Raw genomic sequence first — 18,547 nt, 5'->3', positions numbered from 1 at the left:
CTTCTCGATAAGCAATTTTTGGGCCAATTGATAAGGGCCACCCCGGCGACCGGAGAAACACCGCGGCCCAGGAGATTTCTCGGGAGTTTCGCGTCAGCATGGCACTGTCCGCCAGCCTTCATCTGCGCCAGTCCCAGTCCCTGGTGATGACGCCACAGCTGATGCAGTCGATCCAGCTGCTGCAGATGACGCATCTCGAACTCAATCAGTTCATCGCCCAGGAAGTCGAAAAGAACCCGCTGCTCGAATTTCAGGCGAATGACGATCTGCCAGGCACGCCGGAGCGCGGCGAGAGCACAGCCGGGGACGAGCCTGCCGGCGACGACTTCGGCGCGCAGGACGATCTCTACGACAGCGCGACATCGCCGACCAGCGAGCGGCTTGGCGAGCAACTCGACGCCGACTTCGCCAATGTCTTTCAGGACGACACGACACCGCAGCGCGCCGATGCCCCGGAACTGCTCGGCCAGTGGAAATCGATGCCCGGCGGCAGTGAAGGCGAAGACTATGACCTCGACGACTTCGTTGCCGGCCGCAAGAGCCTGCGCGAGACGCTCACGGAGCAATTGCCATTTGCGCTGCCCGCCCCCTCGGATCGGCTGATCGCGCAGCACCTTATCGATCAGCTCGACGACGCCGGCTATCTCCAGGCGGACCTTGGCGAAGTCGCCGAACGGCTGGGCGCCGCGCATACGGATGTCGTGCGGGTATTGCTGACGCTGCAGCAGTTCGATCCGCCCGGTGTCTTCGCGCGTTCGCTTGGCGAATGTCTTGCAATCCAGTTGCGCGCCCGCGACCGCCTCGATCCGGCGATGGAGGCACTGCTCGCCAATCTCGAACTGCTGGCGCGGCGCGATTTCGCGACGCTCAAGAAGATCTGCGGCGTCGACGAAGAGGACCTGATCGACATGCTGGCGGAAATCCGCAAGCTCGATCCGAAGCCCGGGACCAGCTTCGAGACCAGCGTCAGCGAGGCGATCGTGCCCGACATCGTCGTGCGCGCCGCGCCCGACGGCTCATGGATGATCGAACTCAATCCGGACGCCCTGCCGCGCGTGCTGGTCAACCAGGACTATTTCGCCAAGGTCTCGCGCGGGACGCAGAAGAACAGCGCCGACCAGGCCTTCCTCAACGAATGCCTGCAGAATGCCAACTGGCTGACACGCAGCCTCGACCAGCGCGCCCGAACGATCATGAAGGTTGCCACGGAGATCGTTCGCCAGCAGGACGCCTTCCTCGCCAACGGCATCGGTCACCTGCGGCCGCTGAACCTCAAGACCGTCGCTGACGCGATCAAGATGCATGAATCGACCGTCAGCCGCGTCACCTCGAACAAATACATGCTGACGCCGCGCGGGCTGTTCGAACTCAAATATTTCTTCACCGTCTCGATCGGCTCGGCCGAGGGCGGCGACAGCCATTCGGCGGAAGCCGTGCGTCACCGGATCCGCACGATGATTCAGGAGGAAAGCGCCGAAGCGGTGCTTTCCGACGACGATATCGTCGATGTCCTCAAGAAGGCTGGTATCGACCTTGCCCGTCGCACTGTCGCCAAATATCGCGAAGCGATGAGCATCCCCTCCTCCGTACAGCGGCGACGGGAAAAGCGGGCGCTGGCCAAAGCCGCCGGTTTCTGAGCACCGGAAGTTAAGCCGCATTAACTTTTTTGCGACCTTCGATTGACTCTCTCCGACACAGGCGATATGAGCCCGCCGCAATTGCCGGGGACAAGCTCGCCCCGGAAGCGGACCGGTACGACCGGTAGCTGCGACAGAGGCGCGCCCGCAAGCCTGAAAGGCTTGGATGACGGGACCGCTTGGAATAGACTGGCTGCGCAAATCACGAACGAGAGAGGAAACTCCATGAGTGTGCGTGTATCCGGTAAACAGATGGAAATCGGCGATTCGTTTCGAGCTCGCATCGGCGAGCAGATCGAGCAGGCCGTTACCAAATATTTCGACGGAGGATATTCAAGCCAGGTCACTGTGGAAAAATCCGGGCCGCGCTTCAGCGCCGACTGCAAGCTTCATCTCGATACGGGCGTGGTTATGCAGGCGAACGGTCAGGCGAACGACCCACAGGCTGCGTTTGACGCGGCGTCGGATCGCATCGAAAAGCGTCTGCGCCGCTACAAGCGGAAGCTGAAGGATCACCATAACGGCAACGGTACGAATGCTGCCGAAGTGGCTTACACAGTGATGGATTCGGTGCCGTTCGAGGACGATGAGGTCCCCGAGGATTATGCACCGACGATCGTCGCCGAAAGCACGAAACAATTGAGGACGATGTCTGTCGCCAGCGCCGTGATGGCACTCGACATGACCGATGAACCCGTCCTGATGTTCCGTAGCCCCGGCAAGGACGATCTGAATATCGTCTACAGACGCAACGATGGAAATATTGGCTGGATTGACGCTGCCAATATCAAAGCATGAGCGGACAGGGGAGTGCCGGCACGCCGGCACTCCCCGCGCCCAGAATCAGCGGGCAGGCCGGAAAATGTGACTTTTCTGTGCATGGAACCCGCCATGACAAAGATGGTTAGAGCCATTGCGACGCATTTATGATGATGTTGTCCGGCTCTAACCGGCGAACGAGGACAAAAGAATGGCATTGGCAGGTCTACTGCATCAAAATGCGATCATCCCGGCCATGAGGGCCAACTCGAAAAAGCAGCTCCTCCAGGAATTGGCGGCAAAAGCATCAAAGATCACCGGGCTTCCCGAGCGTGAAATCTTCGACGTGATCCTGCAGCGGGAGCGTCTTGGCTCCACCGGTGTCGGCAATGGCATCGCCATCCCGCACGGCAAGCTCAACAATCTTCCCTCGATCATCGGCATCTTCGCGCGACTGGAAACATCTGTCGATTTCGAAGCGCTCGACGACCAGCCGGTCGACCTCGTCTTCCTGCTGCTCGCCCCGGAAGGTGCCGGCGCCGATCACCTCAAGGCCCTGTCGCGCATTGCCCGCGTCCTGCGTGATCAGGACATGGTCGCCAAGATCCGCTCGAGCGATTCCGCCAGCGCGATCTACACGCTGCTCGACGACGACGCGACCTCGCACGCCGCCTGAAAATAGCAACGGCGCGCGTCCGCCGGACGCGCAGTGCCTGCGTCAGTAAAGCTGACGACCGTTCAAATGATCTATGAAAATCCGGAACAAAGCGCCCTGGCTCGAAATGCCGAGCCGGCGATAGATGTTCTTGCGATGGATCCGGACCGTTCCCTCGGCAATGTTCATCACCTTGCCGATCGAAAGGTTGCTGTGTCCCCGAAGGATCAGCCGCACGATGTTGCGCTGCTGCTTCGTCAGCCGGTCTGAACAAAGGCTGTCGAACGCCGCTTCCATTACATTGTCGCCCTCTTCGGAGGGCGGCGGCGCAAAGCTCCGGCCGTGCTGGCGCCAGTTCGAGCGGACCGCCTCGCGCACGATCGGCTCATAGACGCGCAGTCGCTCGAGTTCGGCCTCGCTGAAAGGCTGGCCGCCGCGGCCGCGCATCAGCGAGTAGGTCGCCTGCAGGCCACCGTCGAGCGGAATGACGAAGCCGACCTCCTCCACCAGCACACCCGATTCCATCGATACGCAGGGGTGAACCTTGGCGGACGACGAGAAGTCGGACTGGAAGAATCGGTCCGGCGCGAGTTCTCGCATGCGCCAGAGGCCGGCCGGCTGGCCGGCAGAGCAGGCGACGTAGAAGGGATCGAGCAGATAGGCGCCGCCGAGATAGGCGGAAAGCGCGCTCGCCGATACCTTTGCCGTGTAGCCGTCGTGCAGCACGATCGGCCTGGCATCGTACGGATAGGCAAAGGCGACGGAGAGGTCGAAACTGGTGACCGACCGCAGCATCCGGTCGAGCGCCTGGCCGAAATCCTGCGTGCCGATCAGACCGATCATCGCCGAAATATCAGCGGACTCCCTTGCCAGCATTCCCGTTTCATCCCCCCGCTCCTCGTATCCCCCATGGGATATCGACAGCCCCTGCTTCGTCAACAATAATTCCCCCCGGGAGAGCAACAGGTCGTCGCGAAACGGGTCGCCCTTGGCGAACACTGCGGCGAACGCCGATGAGGAGGGCGCAATGGCAGGCAGGCTTTCAGGCAAGGTGGCGCTGATCAGCGGTGGCGCGGGAGGCTGCGGCCTGGCGGCGTCGGAGCTTTTCGCGCGCGAAGGCGCCAAGGTCGGTATCGTCGACCTGCCGCGCAGCAAGGGCGAAGAGGTCGCGGCATCGATCCGCGCCAATGGCGGCGAGGCGATTTTTGCCCCTGCCGACGTCTCGGTATCCGCAGAAGTGACATCGGCCGTCAAGGCGGTGGAGGCGGCGTTCGGCGCCATCACGGTGCTCTTCAATCACGCCGGCATTCTTGCCGTCGGCCCCTTCCTCGAGGTCGAGGAAGACGAATGGGACCGACTGATGGCGGTCAATGTGCGCAGCATGTTTCTGATGACCAAGGCTGTTTTGCCCGGCATGCTTTCCGCCGGCGGCGGCAGCATCGTCTGCACCTCGTCGATCTCGGCCGTGGCGGCAACGCCGATGGAGGTGCTCTACGACACGACCAAGGGCGCCTGCCACATGTTCGCCCGCGCCATCGCCGTCGAGTTCCGCGACCGCGGCATCCGCTGCAATGCCGTCTGCCCGGGCTTTATCGCCACCGATCATGGCAAGCGCGAGCTCGTCGGCCTCAGCAAATACGGGGTCGACGTTTCGGAGGCGGCCATCGCCGCGCAGCAGGGCCGCATGTGCGACCCGAAAGAGGTGGCGAACGCGGCGCTGTTTCTTTCGAGCGATGAGGCGAGCTTCATCAACGGCACGCATCTGTTCGTCGACAATTGCTTCACCGCGGTTTGAGGGAGGGGAAAATGCTTCAGGCAGGTGGCCACTGGCGCAACTGGGTCGGAAACCAATCATGCATCGTGCGTCATCGCGGCGCGCCGGAGAGCGAGGCAGCCCTTGCCGAAATGGTGCGCGAGGCGACGTCGCAAGGGCTGAACGTGCGCTGCGCCGGTTCCGGCCATTCTTTCACCCCGGTGGCGCTGACCAGCGGGCTGCAGTTGACGCTCTCCAACATGCAGGGCGTCGTCGGCATCGACTACGCGCGCAAGCGCGTCGCGGTGAAGGCGGGCACCACCATCAATCAGCTCGGCAAGGTGCTGAAATCCAACGGCCTGTCGCTGATCAATCAGGGCGACATCGACAGCCAGGCGCTGGCTGGCGCGCTGACGACCGGGACGCATGGGACCGGCGCCAAGCTCGGCAACATGGCCTCGCAGATCGTCGGCATGCGCTTGGTGCAGCCGGATGGCAGCATTCTCGTCGTCGACGAGACGACACCGGATCTGCTCGAGGCGGCGCGGGTATCGGTCGGCATGCTTGGTGTGATCTCGGAGATCACGCTGCAGACGATGGACAGCTACAACCTGCATGAAAGGCTCTGGCGCTGCACCTTCGACGAAATGATCGAACAGCACGACGAACTGGCCGCCAAGCATCGGCATTTCGGCTTTTTCTGGTGCCCGGTGCCAGAAAGCCGGCATTGCTATTGCCTGCCGGACACCGCGTCGGTCTCGACCACAGACAGCACCTCCGACGTCTGCGAGATGAAGGTGATCGACATCACCGAGGAAGCACCGACGGAGCGCCGCTTCGAGAAGATCGCATACTCCTCGGAGATCTATCCGATCGAATACGTGCCGAATTTCCACGAACTCGAATATGCGGTGCCCGTCGCCCACGGCAAGGATGCGGTGAAGGCGGTGCGCAAGCTGATGCTGGAAAAGCACCCGACCTGCATCTATCCGATCGAGTACCGTTTCACCGCCGGAGACACCGGCTGGATCAGCCCCTTCTTCGAGCAAGACTCGATCACGCTCTCGGTCTCGGGCGAGCCGGGAACCGATTATTGGGACTACCTGAGGGATGTCGATACGATCCTGCGGCAGTACGGCTCACGGCCGCATTGGGGCAAGCTGCATTTCCTCGGCGCCGAGGATGTGACGGCGCTCTATCCCCGTGCAGGCGATTTCCGGGCGCTGAGGGCCAAGGTCGATCCGGAGGGCCGCTTCCTCAACGATCACCTGCACCAGCTTTTCGGATAGCGTTTGCGGCTGACGCCGCTCAAAACAAAAACGCCGCGCGAACTTCGCGCGGCGTTTCTTTAGACTCTGATCCGTTGGATCAGGCAGTCGGTGCGTCACCGTTTTCGCCGGCCACGACCTTCGGTCCGCCCTTGGAGACGCCGACCATGGCCGGACGCAGAACACGGTCACCGATCACGTAGCCGGCTTGAACGACCTGCAACACCGTGTTGTTGGGCACGTCCGCATTGGGAATCTCGAACATTGCCTGATGGAAGTTCGGGTCGAACTTCTGGCCTTCCGGCTCAAGCTTCTTGACGCCGTGGCGCTCAAGCGCTGAAAGCATCGAGCGCTCGGTCATTTCCACGCCCTCGATCAGGGCGGTGAGGCCAGCCTCGCCTGCTTCCCTGGCCTCTGCCGGAATGGCATCGAGGGCGCGGCGCAGGTTATCCGAAACGGCGAGCATGTCGCGGGCGAAGCCGGCGACGGAATAGGACTTCGCATCCTTCACGTCGCGTTCGGTGCGGCGGCGCAGGTTGTCCATCTCGGCGGCAAGTCGAAGGTACTTGTCACGCAGCTCGGCGCTCTCCGCCCTGGCGAGCTCCAACGGATCGGGCTCGGCAACCGGCGCAGCTTCAGCGGCGTCGGCCGCATCGGGCGCGGCATCGAATACCTCGTCGGTGGCCTCGGGTCCGTGCTTGTTCGTATCGTCGGTCATGACGTTCTCCGCAGTGTCGTCTCTATCGTCCTTCGCATTTCCACGCCGCAAGCGCGAGCCTGCGTGTCAGCAAAAATGCCCTGTGACTGGATTTGAAGCCGATATCGAGGTTTGGGGCCGAAAAATCAAGGGTTCAATCGCGCTCCTACAGCGCCGCGCGACTGATCAGACGCGCAAAGGTTGCTGTAACACTTTGATTTGCTGCATGTCTTTGTCCTTGATCGAGGTCGATTTAAGGAGACATGTAGCGACTAAAAGCCCGCCTTTAGCGGGAAAGCCGCGACATCAGCTGCGCGGTATAATCGACCATCGGCACGATGCGGGAGTAGTTGAGCCGCGTCGGTCCGATGACGCCGACCGCGCCGACAATGCGATCCTCGCCATCGCGATAGGGCGCGACGATCAGCGAGGAGCCGGAGAGCGAGAAGAGCTTGTTTTCCGAGCCTATGAAGATCCGGACGCCCGGACCGCTCTCGGCAAGATCGAGCAGCTCGATCAGGCTGTCCTTCTTTTCGAGGTCGTCGAAGAGCATGCGCAGCCGATCGATATCCTCGGCCCCCTCCAGCCCTTCGAGCAGGTTGGCACGGCCGCGCACGATCAACCGCGCCGGCTTCTCGTCGCCTTCATTGCCCGACCAGATGGCGAGACCGCGCTCGACGAGGTCTTGCGACAGCGCGTCGAGTTCGCCGCGCACCGTCTGCTTCACCGTTTCAAGCTGGGTGCGCACCTCTCCGATCGTCTGGCCGGCAAGATGGGCGTTAAGGAAATTCGCGGCTTCGGTGAGCTGCGAGCTGGTGACCCCGGCGGGTAGTTCGATGATGCGGTTTTCCACCTGGTCGTGCTCGCCGACGAGAACGGCCAGCGCCTTGGTCGGCGCCAGGCGAATGAACTCGACATGCTTCAGTACGGGATCGGCCTTGGCGGTGATGACGAGGCCGGCCCCGCGTGACATGCCTGACAGCATCTGGCTGGCTTCGGTCAGCAGCGCATCGACCGGCTGCATATGATCATCGCGCCGCACCTGACGGTCGATCGACGCCCGGTCCTCGACCGAGAGATTGCCGACCTGCATGAAGGCATCGACGAAGAAGCGCAGCCCCGTCTGGGTGGGCAGACGGCCAGCGCTGACATGCGGCGAGTAGATGAGACCGAGATCTTCGAGATCGCTCATCACATTGCGAACGGAAGCGGGAGAGAGCGACATCGGCAGGAGCCGCGACAGATTGCGCGAGCCGAGCGGCTCGCCGCTCGTCAGATAGGTTTCCACGATGCGACGGAAAATTTCGCCCGAGCGCTCATCCAGCGCGGCTGCGATTTCCTTTGCTCCGGGATTGCGCAGTACCATGTCACTCCACACTCGCAGGCACATCCTGCCGTGCCCGGAATATAATGATCCTGCCGCCCGATGGCAAAAGGGAAAAATCGACTGGTCCCCCGGCTATCCACCGGTTCCCTTTGCCTGCGCCATGCTCTAGAAGGCTGACGAGATACGATAGGAGTTGACGATGCGGCCATCCGGCAGAAAAACCGACCAAATGCGCAAGGTTTCTTTCGAGCGCAATTTTTCCAAGCACGCGGAAGGCTCCTGTCTGGTGCGGTTCGGCGACACGCACGTGCTGTGCACCGCCAGCCTTGAGGAAAAGGTTCCGGCCTGGCTGCGCAACGGCGGCAAGGGTTGGGTGACGGCGGAATACGGCATGCTGCCGCGCGCCACCGGCGAGCGCATGAAGCGTGAGGCGGCAAACGGCAAGCAGAGCGGCCGCACCCAGGAAATCCAGCGCCTGATCGGCCGGTCGCTGCGCGCCGTCGTCGACCTTCCGGCGCTCGGCGAGCGCCAGATCTCGATCGACTGCGACGTCATTCAGGCCGATGGCGGCACGCGCACGGCCTCGATCACCGGTGCCTGGATCGCTCTCTACGATTGCCTGAAGTGGATGGAAGCGCGCAACATGGTCAAGGTCGAGAAGGTCCTGAAGGACCATGTCGCCGCCATCTCCTGCGGCATCTTCGCCAACCAGTCCGTGATCGACCTCGATTACCTCGAAGATTCCGCCGCCGAGACCGACGCCAACTTCGTCATGACCGGCTCCGGCGGCATCGTTGAAATCCAGGGCACGGCCGAAGGCAAGCCGTTCTCGGAAGAGGAATTTGCAAGCCTGATGGGCTTGGCAAAGAACGGCATTGCCGAACTGGTCGCGCTGCAGAAGCAGGCGATTGCAGGCTGACCACAGGAGAAAAGATGGCCCCGGCACTGGAAGGCGTACTCGAGACTGCGCTCTACGCGACCGATCTCGATGCCGCCGAGGCCTTCTACGGCGGCGTTCTCGGCCTTGAGAAGATCACCCGCGCTGGAAACCGGCACGTGTTCTTCCGCTGCGGCCAAGGCGTGCTTTTGATCTTCAATCCGGCCGAGACGGTGAAACCGCCAGCGCCGGACGCCACCCTGCCGGTGCCACCGCATGGAACGACCGGCCGGGGACACATGTGCTTTCGCGTGCGCGCCGAGGCGCTCGACGCCTGGAAAGCGAAACTGGTAGCGGCCGGTATCAAGATCGAAAGCGATCTTCGCTGGCCGAACGGGGCGCGATCCTTCTACTTCCGCGATCCGGCCGGCAACAGCCTTGAATGTGCGGAGCCGGGCCTCTGGTCCATCGAATGAATATGAAACGAGATACCATGCGCAAACTCGACAACAAGACGCTGATCGTCGCCAGCCACAATGCCGGCAAGATCCGCGAAATCCGCGATCTCATCGGCCCGCTCGGCTTCGAGGCGAAGTCGGCGGCGGACCTCAATTTCATCGAGCCCGACGAAACCGGCACCACCTTCGAGGAGAACGCCACCATCAAGGCGCTCGCCTCCGCCAAGGCCTCGGGTCTGCCGGCGCTTTCGGACGATTCCGGTCTTTCAATCGACGCACTCGACGGTGCGCCCGGCGTCTATACCGCCAACTGGGCCGAGCGCGAGGACGGCAGCCGTGATTTCGCCATGGCGATGGAGAAGGTCGAAAACGCACTGCAGGAAAAGGGCGCAACGACGCCCTCCGAGCGCGCCGCCCGCTTCGTCTCGGTGCTCTGCCTTGCCTGGCCGGACGGCCATGTCGAGCTCTTCCGTGGCGAGGTCGAAGGCTTCGTGGTCTGGCCGCCGCGCGGCAGCCAGGGTTTTGGCTACGATCCGGTCTTCCAGCCGAAGGGCTACGAGACCACTTTCGGCGAAATGAGCGCCGACGAGAAACACGGTTGGAAGCCGGGCGATGCGCAGGCCCTGTCGCACCGCGCCCGCGCCTTCAAGATTTTTGCCGAGACCTGCCTCGGAGCCTGATCTGAGCGGGATGAGGAAAAGTGTGTGCGGTTTCCCGCCCGCATCCCGCTCCCTACTGAAAGTGACCATGAGAGACGCAACGATGCAGACGGCCACGCTATCGGCGATTGGTGACGGCATGGACCCCGGTTTCGGGGTCTATGTACACTGGCCGTTCTGCGCGGCCAAATGCCCCTATTGCGACTTCAACAGCCATGTGCGCCACCAGCCCGTGGACCAGCCGCGTTTCGTTGCCGCGTTTCTGAAGGAGATGGAAGAGGTGCGTGAGCTCTCAGGTCCGCGCACCGTCACCAGCATCTTCATGGGCGGCGGCACGCCGTCGCTGATGGAGCCCTCGACGGTGGACGCGATCCTCCAGGGTATCGCTCGCCATTGGCACGTGCCCGACGGCATCGAGATCACCATGGAAGCCAACCCTTCGAGTGTCGAGGCGACGCGCTTCCACGGCTATCGTGCTGCTGGCGTCAACCGCGTCTCGCTCGGCGTCCAGGCGCTGAACGACCGCGACCTCAAATTCCTGGGGCGGCTGCACAATGTCGAAGACGCGCTGAAGGCGATCCGGCTGGCGCGCGAGATCTTCCCGCGCATGTCCTTCGACCTGATCTACGCCCGCCCGAACCAGACGGTCGAAGAGTGGGAGCGCGAGTTGAAGGAGGCCGTCTCCTACGCGGTCGATCACCTGTCGCTCTACCAGCTGACAATCGAAGAGGGCACGCCCTTCTACGGCCTGCACAAGGCCGGAAAGCTCATCGTTCCGGACGGCGAACAATCGGCCGTGCTCTACGAGGCAACGCAGGAGATCACGGCATCGATCGGCATGCCGGCCTACGAGGTCTCCAACCACGCCCGTCCGGGTGCTGAAAGCCGGCACAACCTGACCTACTGGCGCTATGGCGACTATGCGGGTATTGGCCCCGGCGCACACGGGCGCCTCGGCATCGGCAGCGGGAAGATCGCCACGGCCACCGAACGCAAGCCCGAGGAATGGCTGCGCCTCGTCGAGACCTACGGCCACGGCATGGTCGAGCGCGAGGCGCTCGATCTCGAAGCGCAGTCGGATGAACTGCTGCTGATGGGCCTGCGCCTCAAGGAAGGCGTCGACCTTGCCCGCTGGCAGACCCTTTCCGGCCGCGATCCGGACCCGGAGCGCGAACAGTTCCTGATCGACAACGGCTTCATCGAGCGGCTCGGAAATTCGCGCCTGCGCTGCACGCCGGCCGGCATGATGATCCTCGACGCCGTGGTGGCCGACCTCGCTTGCCCCTGAGGCAGCAGGCGGTCTTCGCCGGCTACAGACTCAATCGAACGTTTCACCGGAGAGCGGCGTCGCCCGCATCGAGGCGCGCTCCTCGAACACGTCAAACCAGCGTGTCAGCGTTGGGCGGTTACGGAACGATGGCAGGTTGCGAAATGCCATCCAGGAGAGCGCCGTCGCCAGCGCGATCTGGCCGATATCAACGGCCGCCTCGGGCTCCAGCGTGCGCTCCAGCCAATCATATGTTTCCTCGATCTTCTCTTCATACCCCTTGGCGAGTTCCGGATAACGCAGATGTTCCGGGCGCCTCTCCCACTCCCAGCGCAAACCGATCCCGGTCTGGGCAAGGACCTGCGCCACCGACTGCATGCGCAGCGCCCGCCAGCGCGGTTCGCCGCTTTCCGGGATCAGCTTGCGTCCGTCATGCAGCGTGTCGAGATAGGCGCAGATGACGTCGCTGTCGAAGATCGGCTCCTGCCCCTCGCGCAATAGCACCGGAACCTTGCCGAGCGGATTTTCGGCATAGACTTCGTCGTTGCGCCGAGTCGGGCTGGTCTCGTGGTGGATGACCTTCAGCCGTTCGGCGAGACCGGCCTCGTGGGCGAAGACGAGCGCCTTGCGGGCGAAGGGGGAGTGGGTCTGATAGTAGAGGATCATGTTTGCCTCGCGGGATCTGGCGTGAATGCCTGTTCCCGTGAAGAGATATTGCATCGCAGCCGATAAAGGCGCTCTGTTTTGCCGGCCGCGTTGCAAGTTTGTTTCGCGAACCGCTACTTCATCGGATCGCCTTTCAGCCGGTTAAGTTCAATGCCCTTTGCGACCAAGCGGGCCACCTGGGCGTCGTCGACGTCGTCCGTGGCGCGCAGGCGGATATAGGCCATGTCACCCTTGCCGCCGCCCTTTTCCAGGCGTGGATCGAGATCGAGCATCTCCGCCCCACGCCAGAAGCCGAAGGTCACGTGATCCTTTGCTCCCTTCAGGAGGCAGACTGCGCCGCCGGCCTCGTAGATGGGGTGGCCCCACTTCACGATATCGGTGAGCCCGCCTGCGGCAATGAGCGCTGCGTGCAGACGTTTTGCCACGTCTCCCGGAACCCCGGAAAGGCCGGCAATGTAATCTTCGACAGTCCTGGTCATGATCGACTTTCACTTGTTCGGTTGGAAGGCAGTTTTCAGTTCTTGAATGGGATCAGGCTGCGCAGGCGCGAATCTCGGAGCCACAGGCCGCCCCAGGCGATGACGCCGAGATAGAAGCCAAAGAGCAGGTGGGAAAAGAGTGGGCTGCCGGCGCGCAGATGCGTCGCCATCGCGCCGCCGAGATAGCCGGTCAGCAGGATGGCACCGAGGATCGAGGTCCGCGGGATCACGTAAAGCACGGTGCAGAGCAGTGTGAGCACCCCGAGCAGACGCGCCAGGTTCTGATCTGCGGAGTAACCAAGCGCCACCATGGTTTCGGTAACGACCTGAAGCGGCACGAGCTTGATGACGGCATCGAAGACCAGGAAGGCGACGAGCACGCCACTGAGGACGCGGCCGAGGATGACGGACTTGGCAGTCGGGGCGGAAATGGCAAGGCTGGTATTCACTGGGATTTCTCCTTGGATCTCGTTTTCAGTCCAAGGACGAAGCAAGGCGGCCCGCCCCGACAGCCGCCTCGTGGCTTTTTCATCTTTTTTTGACGACGGTGTCTTCGACGCCCGGCTCCTCGTCGAGCTTGTCGAGTTGCATGCGGATATAGGCGCATTCGGCGGCGTTGGTCGCAAGCGCGATGGCATGATCAAAAGCGACGCGTGCCTCGCGGACCTTGCCGAGCTGCTTCAGGAGGTGGCCGCTGAGGCCGTGGAAATAGAAGTAGCCAGACAGTTTGCCGGCCAGCGGCTCGATCATGGCGAGTGCCGCCTCCGGACCGTCACGCTTCGAGACGGCAACGGCCCGGTTGAGGGTAATCACCGGCGAGGGCTGCAGCCGTTCCAGCGCTTGGTACAGCAGATCGATCTGCGCCCAGTCGGTGTCTTCAGGGCGTTCCGCCCGCGCATGCAGGGCAGCGATCGCGGCCTGGATCTGATAGGCGCCGGGCTGGCGATGGCGCATCGCCCTGTCGATCAGCGCCAGCGCCTCGTTGATCAGCGGCCGGTTCCACAATCCGCGATCCTGGTCTTCGAGCAGGATGACGGCGCCATCGGCATCGAAACGGGCGCGCGCGCGGGAATGCTGTATCATCATCAGCGCCGTCAGCCCCATGATCTCCGGTTCCGCGGGAAAAAGCTCCAGCAGCAGACGCCCGAGCCGGATCGCCTCCTCGCAGAGATCGGCCGAGACGCTGTCCGGGCCGTTCATCGCCGAATAGCCTTCGTTGAAGACGAGATAGATCATCGTTGCGACGGCGGCGAGCCGGTCGGCGCGATCGGCCGCATCGGGCGTCTCGAAAGCAAGGCCGGCCGCCGCGACGCGGGACTTGGCGCGGGTGATGCGCTGCTCCATCGCCGCTTCGCTGACGAGAAAGGCGCGGGCAATCTGCTTGACCGAAAGGCCCGAGACGATGCGCAGAGCCAGCGCGATCTGCTGGGTTGCCGGCAGAGCCGGGTTGCTGCAGACGAACAGCAGCCGAAGAATGTCGTCGCGATATTGCGAGCCATCCAGCCGGTCGGCGAGATTGCTCTCCTGATCCTCCAGATCGGAGAGCATTTCCTCCGGCGGCAGTGCAGTCTCGCGGGACTGGCGCCGGACCTTGTCGATGCCGCTGTTGCGGCCGACGAAGATCAGCCACGCCGCAGGATCGCGCGGCGGGCCACTCTTCGGCCAGGTCTTCAAAGCCCGGATGCAAGCCTCCTGGAACGCTTCCTCGGCCGTATCGAGATTGCGGAAGTAGCGCAGCAATGCGCCCACTGCCTGCGGCCGGGCTGAAACGAGTGCGAGGTCTATCCAGGCTGTGTCTGTCATGAAGCAAGCTCACTGGGTTTGTAGATGGCAAGGGGTCGGATTTCGTAGGAGCCGGCCGCCGGATTGGCAGAACTCAGATCACGAGCAAATTCGAGTGCTTCGTCCATAGACGCGCAGTCGACGACATAGAAGCCGAGCAACTGTTCCTTGGTTTCGGCGAAAGGGCCGTCGGTGACGATCGTCTCGCTGTGAGTGTGCCGAAGCGTCGTCGCCGTTGTCGTTGGCATCAGGCGGGCCACCGGCCCAAGTTTTCCGGCTTCAGCATATTTGCTCTGTACGGCCGCCAAGTCACGCATGACCTTATCATCCTGCTCCTTGCTCCACTCACTGGTGACATTTTCGTTGTTGTAGCAAAACACGGCGTAAAGCATCGGAACTCCTGCTCCTGAAACAAAGACGGTGGCGGCAAGGAATAGCCGACAACCCAGCTGAAAAAAACAGGGCCGGTGGTGCTTTCGCCCACCGGCCCGCAATGCGTGTAAGAAGAGAACGCTCAGACGTTCTCGCGGCACTCTAACTTGGGGTCGACGGCCGGCCGAGAAAAGAGGCGAAGAAGTCGCCCGTCGATTGCTGCCAGACCCGCTGCAATCAGCGCCATGCCGAGAAAGTGCTTGGGCTCCAGCGTCTCGCCCAGGAACGTCGCGCCAAGCAGAATGGCGCTGACCGGGATCAGGAAGGTGACGAGCATCAGGTTGGTGACGCCAGCCGTTTCCAGGATGCGGAAGAACAGGACATAAGCGAGCGCCGTGGAGACCAGAGCAATGCCGACGATTGCGGCCCAGACGTCGAGGCCGGGCATCGTAAGCGTCCAGGGATGATCGACGAGCAGCGACAGCGGCACCAGCATGATGCTGGCAGCAGAGACCTGGCCGGTGGCCGTCACGATCGGTGCCACGCCCATGCGCTTGAAGCGGCGGGCAAAGACACCGGCGAGCGAATAGGAGAGCGCCGCACCGAGAACGGCAAGCTGAGCAACAAGGTTCGAGCCGAGCCCGCCGAGTGCCGCCGGACCAATCATCATGGCAACGCCCAGGAAACCGACGACCACGCCGGCGAAGCGGTTGACGGTCAGCTTCTCGTCATCGGTCAGCAGATGCGCGACGATCACGCCGAAAAGCGGCGTGGTGGCGTTGAGGATCGAGGCGAGGCCGCTGGCGATATGCGTCTGCCCCCAGACGATGAGCGAAAAGGGGATGAGATTGTTGAGCAGCCCCATGCCGAAGAACGCCAGCCACACACGCGGGTCCCGCGGCATCGACAGTCCCGCAAGGCGCAGGAAAACGAGCAGTGCGACCGCCGCGAGGCTGACCCTCAGCGCCACGATCGTAAATGGCGGCAGCGCCTTGACGGCGATACCGATGAAGAAGAAGGAGCCGCCCCAGAGGAGAGAGAGCATGATCAACATGCCCCATTCCCGCGCTCCCATGACCTTGGCCTGAACCGGCTGCACCATCGCGAAAACCCTCATTTGTTTATCTGACTAAATCGAAACGGTGTTGACCGTCGTGAATTTATGCCATTATTCTCAGCATATTACGCTTCGGACAAACGATCATTTCTCGCTGTATGATTGAGTTTGGCTAAACCATGACCACATCCCTTCCCTCCCTTGCATCGCTTCGCGCCTTCGAGGCGACGGCGCGTCATTCAAGCGTCACCAAGGCCGCGCACGAACTCAACGTCACGCCGGGCGCCGTCAGCCTGCAGGTGCGGGAGCTGGAGCAGACGCTGGGTGTAACGCTCTTCGAACGAAGGCCCAGGCAACTGGTTCTGACGGAAGACGGCAGCCTCTATTTCGCAACGCTCCGACGTGCCTTCCGCATGATGCGGGAGGCAACCGAGGAGCTGACGGCGCGCAAACGTGCACCGGTGCTGACGGTGAGCTGCACGCCGACCTTCGCCGCGCAATGGCTGGTGCCGCGCATCGGCGCCTTCGAACAGAAGGTGCCTGGCATCGACGTCCGCATCAGCACCACGAACCGGCTGACGGATTTTAACAGTGACGGCGTCGACGTCGCCATCCGGCATGGGCTCGGCCGGTATGACGGCCTGGCCAGCGAACGGCTGATCGACGACGACCCGGTTCCGGTCATCCATCCGGCACTTCGGGCCAAATTGCCGCTCGACACGCCCAGCGACCTCGCCCGCCATGCGCTGTTGCACGACGTGCACCGCCAGGACTGGCGGCTGTGGCTGGATGCGGCAGGGGCCGAAGGGGTGGATCCCGGGCGCGGGCCGGTCTTCGTCAACAGCAACGGCGCCATCGAGGCGGCCAAGGCCGGCGACGGGGTCGCCCTGGTGCGCCTGTCGCTCGTGGCGCGGGAGCTTGCGGAAGGCCTGCTGGTTGCCCCCTTCCCGGAGGGAGTGATGACCGGCCTTGCCTATCACCTCGTCTATCCGCCGGCCGCTCTCGACCGACCGCCTGTCGTCGCCTTTCGCAGCTGGATCATCGCGGAGGCCCGCACATCGCAGGTCGTCGAGGACCAGCCGATCAGGCCGTCTCAGCGACCGACGTTGAAGGCGGTGCGTTAGTCCAAAACGAAAAAAGGCCCGGAAAACCGGGCCTTTTCTTTGAAACAGTCAGCTGCGACTATTCGTTGATCAGACGCTTCAGAAGCTCGATCTCGTGGCTGAGCTTGGTATCGCCCGAAATCAGCTCTTCGATCTTGCGCACGGCATGCAGCACCGTCGTGTGGTCACGTCCGCCGAAGCGACGGCCGATCTCCGGGAAGGAGCGCGGCGTCAGCGTCTTCGACAGATACATGGCGATCTGGCGCGGCTTGACGATGACGCGGGTGCGACGGTTGGAAACGAGCTCCTGGCGCGAGACGTTATAATGCTTGGCGACGACGCGCTGGATGTCCTCGATCCGCACGCGGCGCGGCTCGCCGGCATTGACGAGGTGGCCGAGCAGTTCATCGACGCGCTCGATCGAAAGCTGCGGCTCGAAGGAACGACGGAACAGAAGCTGGTTGAACGCGCCTTCCAGCTCGCGACCGCTCGCCGTCACATTGCGGGCGACATGGCTCAGGATATCGCCGGGAATGTCGAGCGATCCATCGTCCTGGCGGGCGACGTCCAGCCGACGCTTCAGCATTTCGAGGCGCATGTCGTAGTCGGGGCCATCCATCTCGATGGCGACACCGCCCTGGAGACGCGAGCGAACGCGGCTGTCGAGCGATTCCAGTTCCCACGGAGCGCGGTCGGCGGCGACGACGACCTGCTTGGCGGAGTCGAGCAACATGTTCAAGAGATGGCAGAATTCGTGCTGGATCGACTTACCCTGCAGGAACTGCATGTCGTCGATGATCAGCAGATCGATGTTGCGCAGCGACTCCTTGAGCGACAGCGCATCGTTGTCGCGAATGGCGGTGGCGAAACGCCACATGAAATATTCGGCCGTCAGATAGACGACGCGCGGTGCACGCGCGCTCTGCAGCGCCTGGATGGCGATGGCCTGCAGGAGGTGCGTCTTGCCGAGACCGACGCTCGAATGGATGAAGAGCGGGTTGAACCGCACGGCACCGGCGCCGGCTTCCGCGATCGTCCGGGCAGCGGCAAGCGCCACGCGGTTCGAGGAACCCTCGACGAAGCTTTCGAAATTATAGCGCTGGTCGAGCGGCGAGCCGAAAAGCGGCGCCTGGACAGGCCTCTGTACGCTCGCAATCGCCGCTGCGGCGACGGTTGAGACCGGCTGGGCTGCTGCCGGACGGCGTGCCGGTGCGGCTGGAGCCGCTTCGGTCGCCTGCGGCAACACGTCTTCCTGTGTCGTCGGCCGGGCGCCACGGGTCGCGGTGCGCACCAGGATTTCGACCTTCAGAATCTCGCCGTCTTCCTGCTGAAAGAGCGACGTGATGAGATCGAGATAACGATTGTTGATCCAGGACTTCAGGAACGTGGTCGGCACCGAGAGGCGCACGACGCTCTTGGATACGGAATGGAGCTTCAGACGCCCAAACCAGCTCGCAAAGACATCCGGACCGACCTGAGCCTTGAGACGCGCACTTACCCGCTCGAACAGTGCGTCGTGCCTCATGTCGACTTTTTCCCCCGCCGCCTGAGATAGATTGCTTCCGGCTTGGAATGCGTCTCCTTCTTTCTGAAGTGCGCCCGCCGTCACCAAATTCATCTGCATTTTGCCGCCTTCCAGTTCATGTTCAGATGCCGTCATCACTGCCGGCGTCATCTCGTATGTCCGTCGCCCGCGGCGCCCCGAAAGGCCATGCCGCACTCGCCGAACGT

The 18,547-nt window shown here is 62.7% G+C and carries 20 protein-coding genes; 10 read left to right on the top strand and 10 right to left on the bottom strand.

Annotation, left to right across the window (positions count from 1 at the left end; genetic code table 11):
• Positions 1-98 precede the first annotated feature (98 nt).
• From rpoN to ptsN, 3 genes are all read left to right on the top strand, one after another.
• Positions 99-1,637, top strand: a complete 1,539-nt coding sequence (gene rpoN, locus BLU35_RS19345) for an RNA polymerase factor sigma-54 (protein ID WP_093234081.1) — start codon at positions 99-101, stop codon at positions 1,635-1,637.
• Between the two features lie 225 nt (positions 1,638-1,862).
• A complete protein-coding gene (gene hpf / locus BLU35_RS19340; RefSeq protein WP_057247992.1) occupies positions 1,863-2,435 on the top strand; it encodes a ribosome hibernation-promoting factor, HPF/YfiA family in 573 nt (190 codons plus the stop codon).
• A gap of 172 nt (positions 2,436-2,607) precedes the next feature.
• Complete coding sequence (ptsN, locus tag BLU35_RS19335) at positions 2,608-3,072, top strand: PTS IIA-like nitrogen regulatory protein PtsN (protein ID WP_057247991.1); 465 nt, start codon at positions 2,608-2,610, stop codon at positions 3,070-3,072.
• Between the two features lie 42 nt (positions 3,073-3,114).
• Here ptsN and BLU35_RS19330 read toward each other — a convergent pair whose 3' ends face one another.
• Positions 3,115-3,927 carry a helix-turn-helix transcriptional regulator gene (locus BLU35_RS19330; RefSeq protein WP_093234080.1) on the bottom strand — a complete coding sequence of 271 codons (813 nt, stop codon included), beginning with the start codon at positions 3,925-3,927 and terminating at the stop codon, positions 3,115-3,117.
• A gap of 151 nt (positions 3,928-4,078) precedes the next feature.
• On the opposite strand from BLU35_RS19330, the gene BLU35_RS19325 reads away from it, so the two are divergent.
• Both BLU35_RS19325 and BLU35_RS19320 read left to right on the top strand, forming a co-directional pair.
• Positions 4,079-4,846 (top strand): SDR family NAD(P)-dependent oxidoreductase, encoded by a 768-nt coding sequence (locus BLU35_RS19325; RefSeq protein WP_065372446.1) that lies wholly within the window; start codon positions 4,079-4,081, stop codon positions 4,844-4,846.
• An 11-nt stretch (positions 4,847-4,857) separates the two neighbouring features.
• Positions 4,858-6,093, top strand: a complete 1,236-nt coding sequence (locus tag BLU35_RS19320; protein ID WP_093234079.1) for a D-arabinono-1,4-lactone oxidase — start codon at positions 4,858-4,860, stop codon at positions 6,091-6,093.
• A gap of 79 nt (positions 6,094-6,172) precedes the next feature.
• On the opposite strand, the gene grpE is transcribed toward BLU35_RS19320, so the two are convergent.
• Together grpE and hrcA are read right to left on the bottom strand one after the other, a co-directional pair.
• Entirely contained in the window at positions 6,173-6,790 is a 618-nt protein-coding gene (grpE, locus tag BLU35_RS19315) for a nucleotide exchange factor GrpE (RefSeq protein WP_057247987.1), read from the bottom strand.
• A 265-nt stretch (positions 6,791-7,055) separates the two neighbouring features.
• Positions 7,056-8,135, bottom strand: a complete 1,080-nt coding sequence (gene hrcA, locus BLU35_RS19310; RefSeq protein WP_057247986.1) for a heat-inducible transcriptional repressor HrcA — start codon at positions 8,133-8,135, stop codon at positions 7,056-7,058.
• 160 nt (positions 8,136-8,295) lie between these two features.
• On the opposite strand from hrcA, the gene rph reads away from it, so the two are divergent.
• From rph to hemW, 4 genes are all read left to right on the top strand, one after another.
• On the top strand, positions 8,296-9,015 hold the full coding sequence (gene rph / locus BLU35_RS19305; RefSeq protein ID WP_057247985.1) for a ribonuclease PH: 720 nt from the start codon (positions 8,296-8,298) through the stop codon (positions 9,013-9,015).
• A 14-nt stretch (positions 9,016-9,029) separates the two neighbouring features.
• A complete protein-coding gene (locus BLU35_RS19300) occupies positions 9,030-9,449 on the top strand; it encodes a VOC family protein (protein ID WP_093234078.1) in 420 nt (139 codons plus the stop codon).
• A 17-nt stretch (positions 9,450-9,466) separates the two neighbouring features.
• Positions 9,467-10,111 carry an RdgB/HAM1 family non-canonical purine NTP pyrophosphatase gene (gene rdgB, locus BLU35_RS19295; protein WP_057247983.1) on the top strand — a complete coding sequence of 215 codons (645 nt, stop codon included), beginning with the start codon at positions 9,467-9,469 and terminating at the stop codon, positions 10,109-10,111.
• An 82-nt stretch (positions 10,112-10,193) separates the two neighbouring features.
• Positions 10,194-11,378: a radical SAM family heme chaperone HemW gene (gene hemW / locus BLU35_RS19290; protein WP_058329103.1), complete on the top strand. Its 1,185-nt coding sequence runs from the start codon at positions 10,194-10,196 to the stop codon at positions 11,376-11,378.
• Positions 11,379-11,408: 30 nt separating this feature from the next.
• Here hemW and BLU35_RS19285 read toward each other — a convergent pair whose 3' ends face one another.
• From BLU35_RS19285 to BLU35_RS19260, 6 genes are all read right to left on the bottom strand, one after another.
• Positions 11,409-12,023, bottom strand: a complete 615-nt coding sequence (locus tag BLU35_RS19285; RefSeq protein ID WP_093234117.1) for a glutathione S-transferase family protein — start codon at positions 12,021-12,023, stop codon at positions 11,409-11,411.
• 113 nt (positions 12,024-12,136) lie between these two features.
• Complete coding sequence (locus BLU35_RS19280; protein ID WP_058329105.1) at positions 12,137-12,502, bottom strand: DUF1801 domain-containing protein; 366 nt, start codon at positions 12,500-12,502, stop codon at positions 12,137-12,139.
• A 35-nt stretch (positions 12,503-12,537) separates the two neighbouring features.
• The gene (locus tag BLU35_RS19275) at positions 12,538-12,951 is read right to left on the bottom strand and encodes a DoxX family protein (protein WP_245296245.1); all 414 of its coding nucleotides are present in this window, start codon (positions 12,949-12,951) and stop codon (positions 12,538-12,540) included.
• A 79-nt stretch (positions 12,952-13,030) separates the two neighbouring features.
• Positions 13,031-14,305, bottom strand: coding sequence for an RNA polymerase sigma factor (locus BLU35_RS19270; RefSeq protein WP_058329106.1), 1,275 nt, complete (start codon positions 14,303-14,305; stop codon positions 13,031-13,033).
• Positions 14,302-14,676 (bottom strand): YciI family protein, encoded by a 375-nt coding sequence (locus BLU35_RS19265; protein WP_057247978.1) that lies wholly within the window; start codon positions 14,674-14,676, stop codon positions 14,302-14,304. Before BLU35_RS19265 ends, BLU35_RS19270 begins: the two co-directional genes overlap by 4 nt.
• A 122-nt stretch (positions 14,677-14,798) precedes the next feature.
• Complete coding sequence (locus BLU35_RS19260) at positions 14,799-15,731, bottom strand: DMT family transporter (protein ID WP_057248247.1); 933 nt, start codon at positions 15,729-15,731, stop codon at positions 14,799-14,801.
• Positions 15,732-15,892: 161 nt separating this feature from the next.
• Between BLU35_RS19260 and gcvA the strand changes: the two genes are divergently transcribed.
• Entirely contained in the window at positions 15,893-16,837 is a 945-nt protein-coding gene (gene gcvA, locus BLU35_RS19255; RefSeq protein WP_093234077.1) for a transcriptional regulator GcvA, read from the top strand.
• Positions 16,838-16,895: 58 nt separating this feature from the next.
• Here the strand turns inward: gcvA and dnaA are convergent, their stop codons facing one another.
• Positions 16,896-18,341 carry a chromosomal replication initiator protein DnaA gene (gene dnaA / locus BLU35_RS19250; protein ID WP_058323712.1) on the bottom strand — a complete coding sequence of 482 codons (1,446 nt, stop codon included), beginning with the start codon at positions 18,339-18,341 and terminating at the stop codon, positions 16,896-16,898.
• Positions 18,342-18,547 lie beyond the last annotated feature (206 nt).

This window comes from Sinorhizobium sp. NFACC03 (assembly GCF_900103435.1).
Classification (GTDB): Bacteria; Pseudomonadota; Alphaproteobacteria; order Rhizobiales; family Rhizobiaceae; genus Ensifer.
The sequence above is the reverse complement of the archived record's forward strand: the minus strand, read 5'-3'. Positions and strand labels throughout refer to the sequence as shown.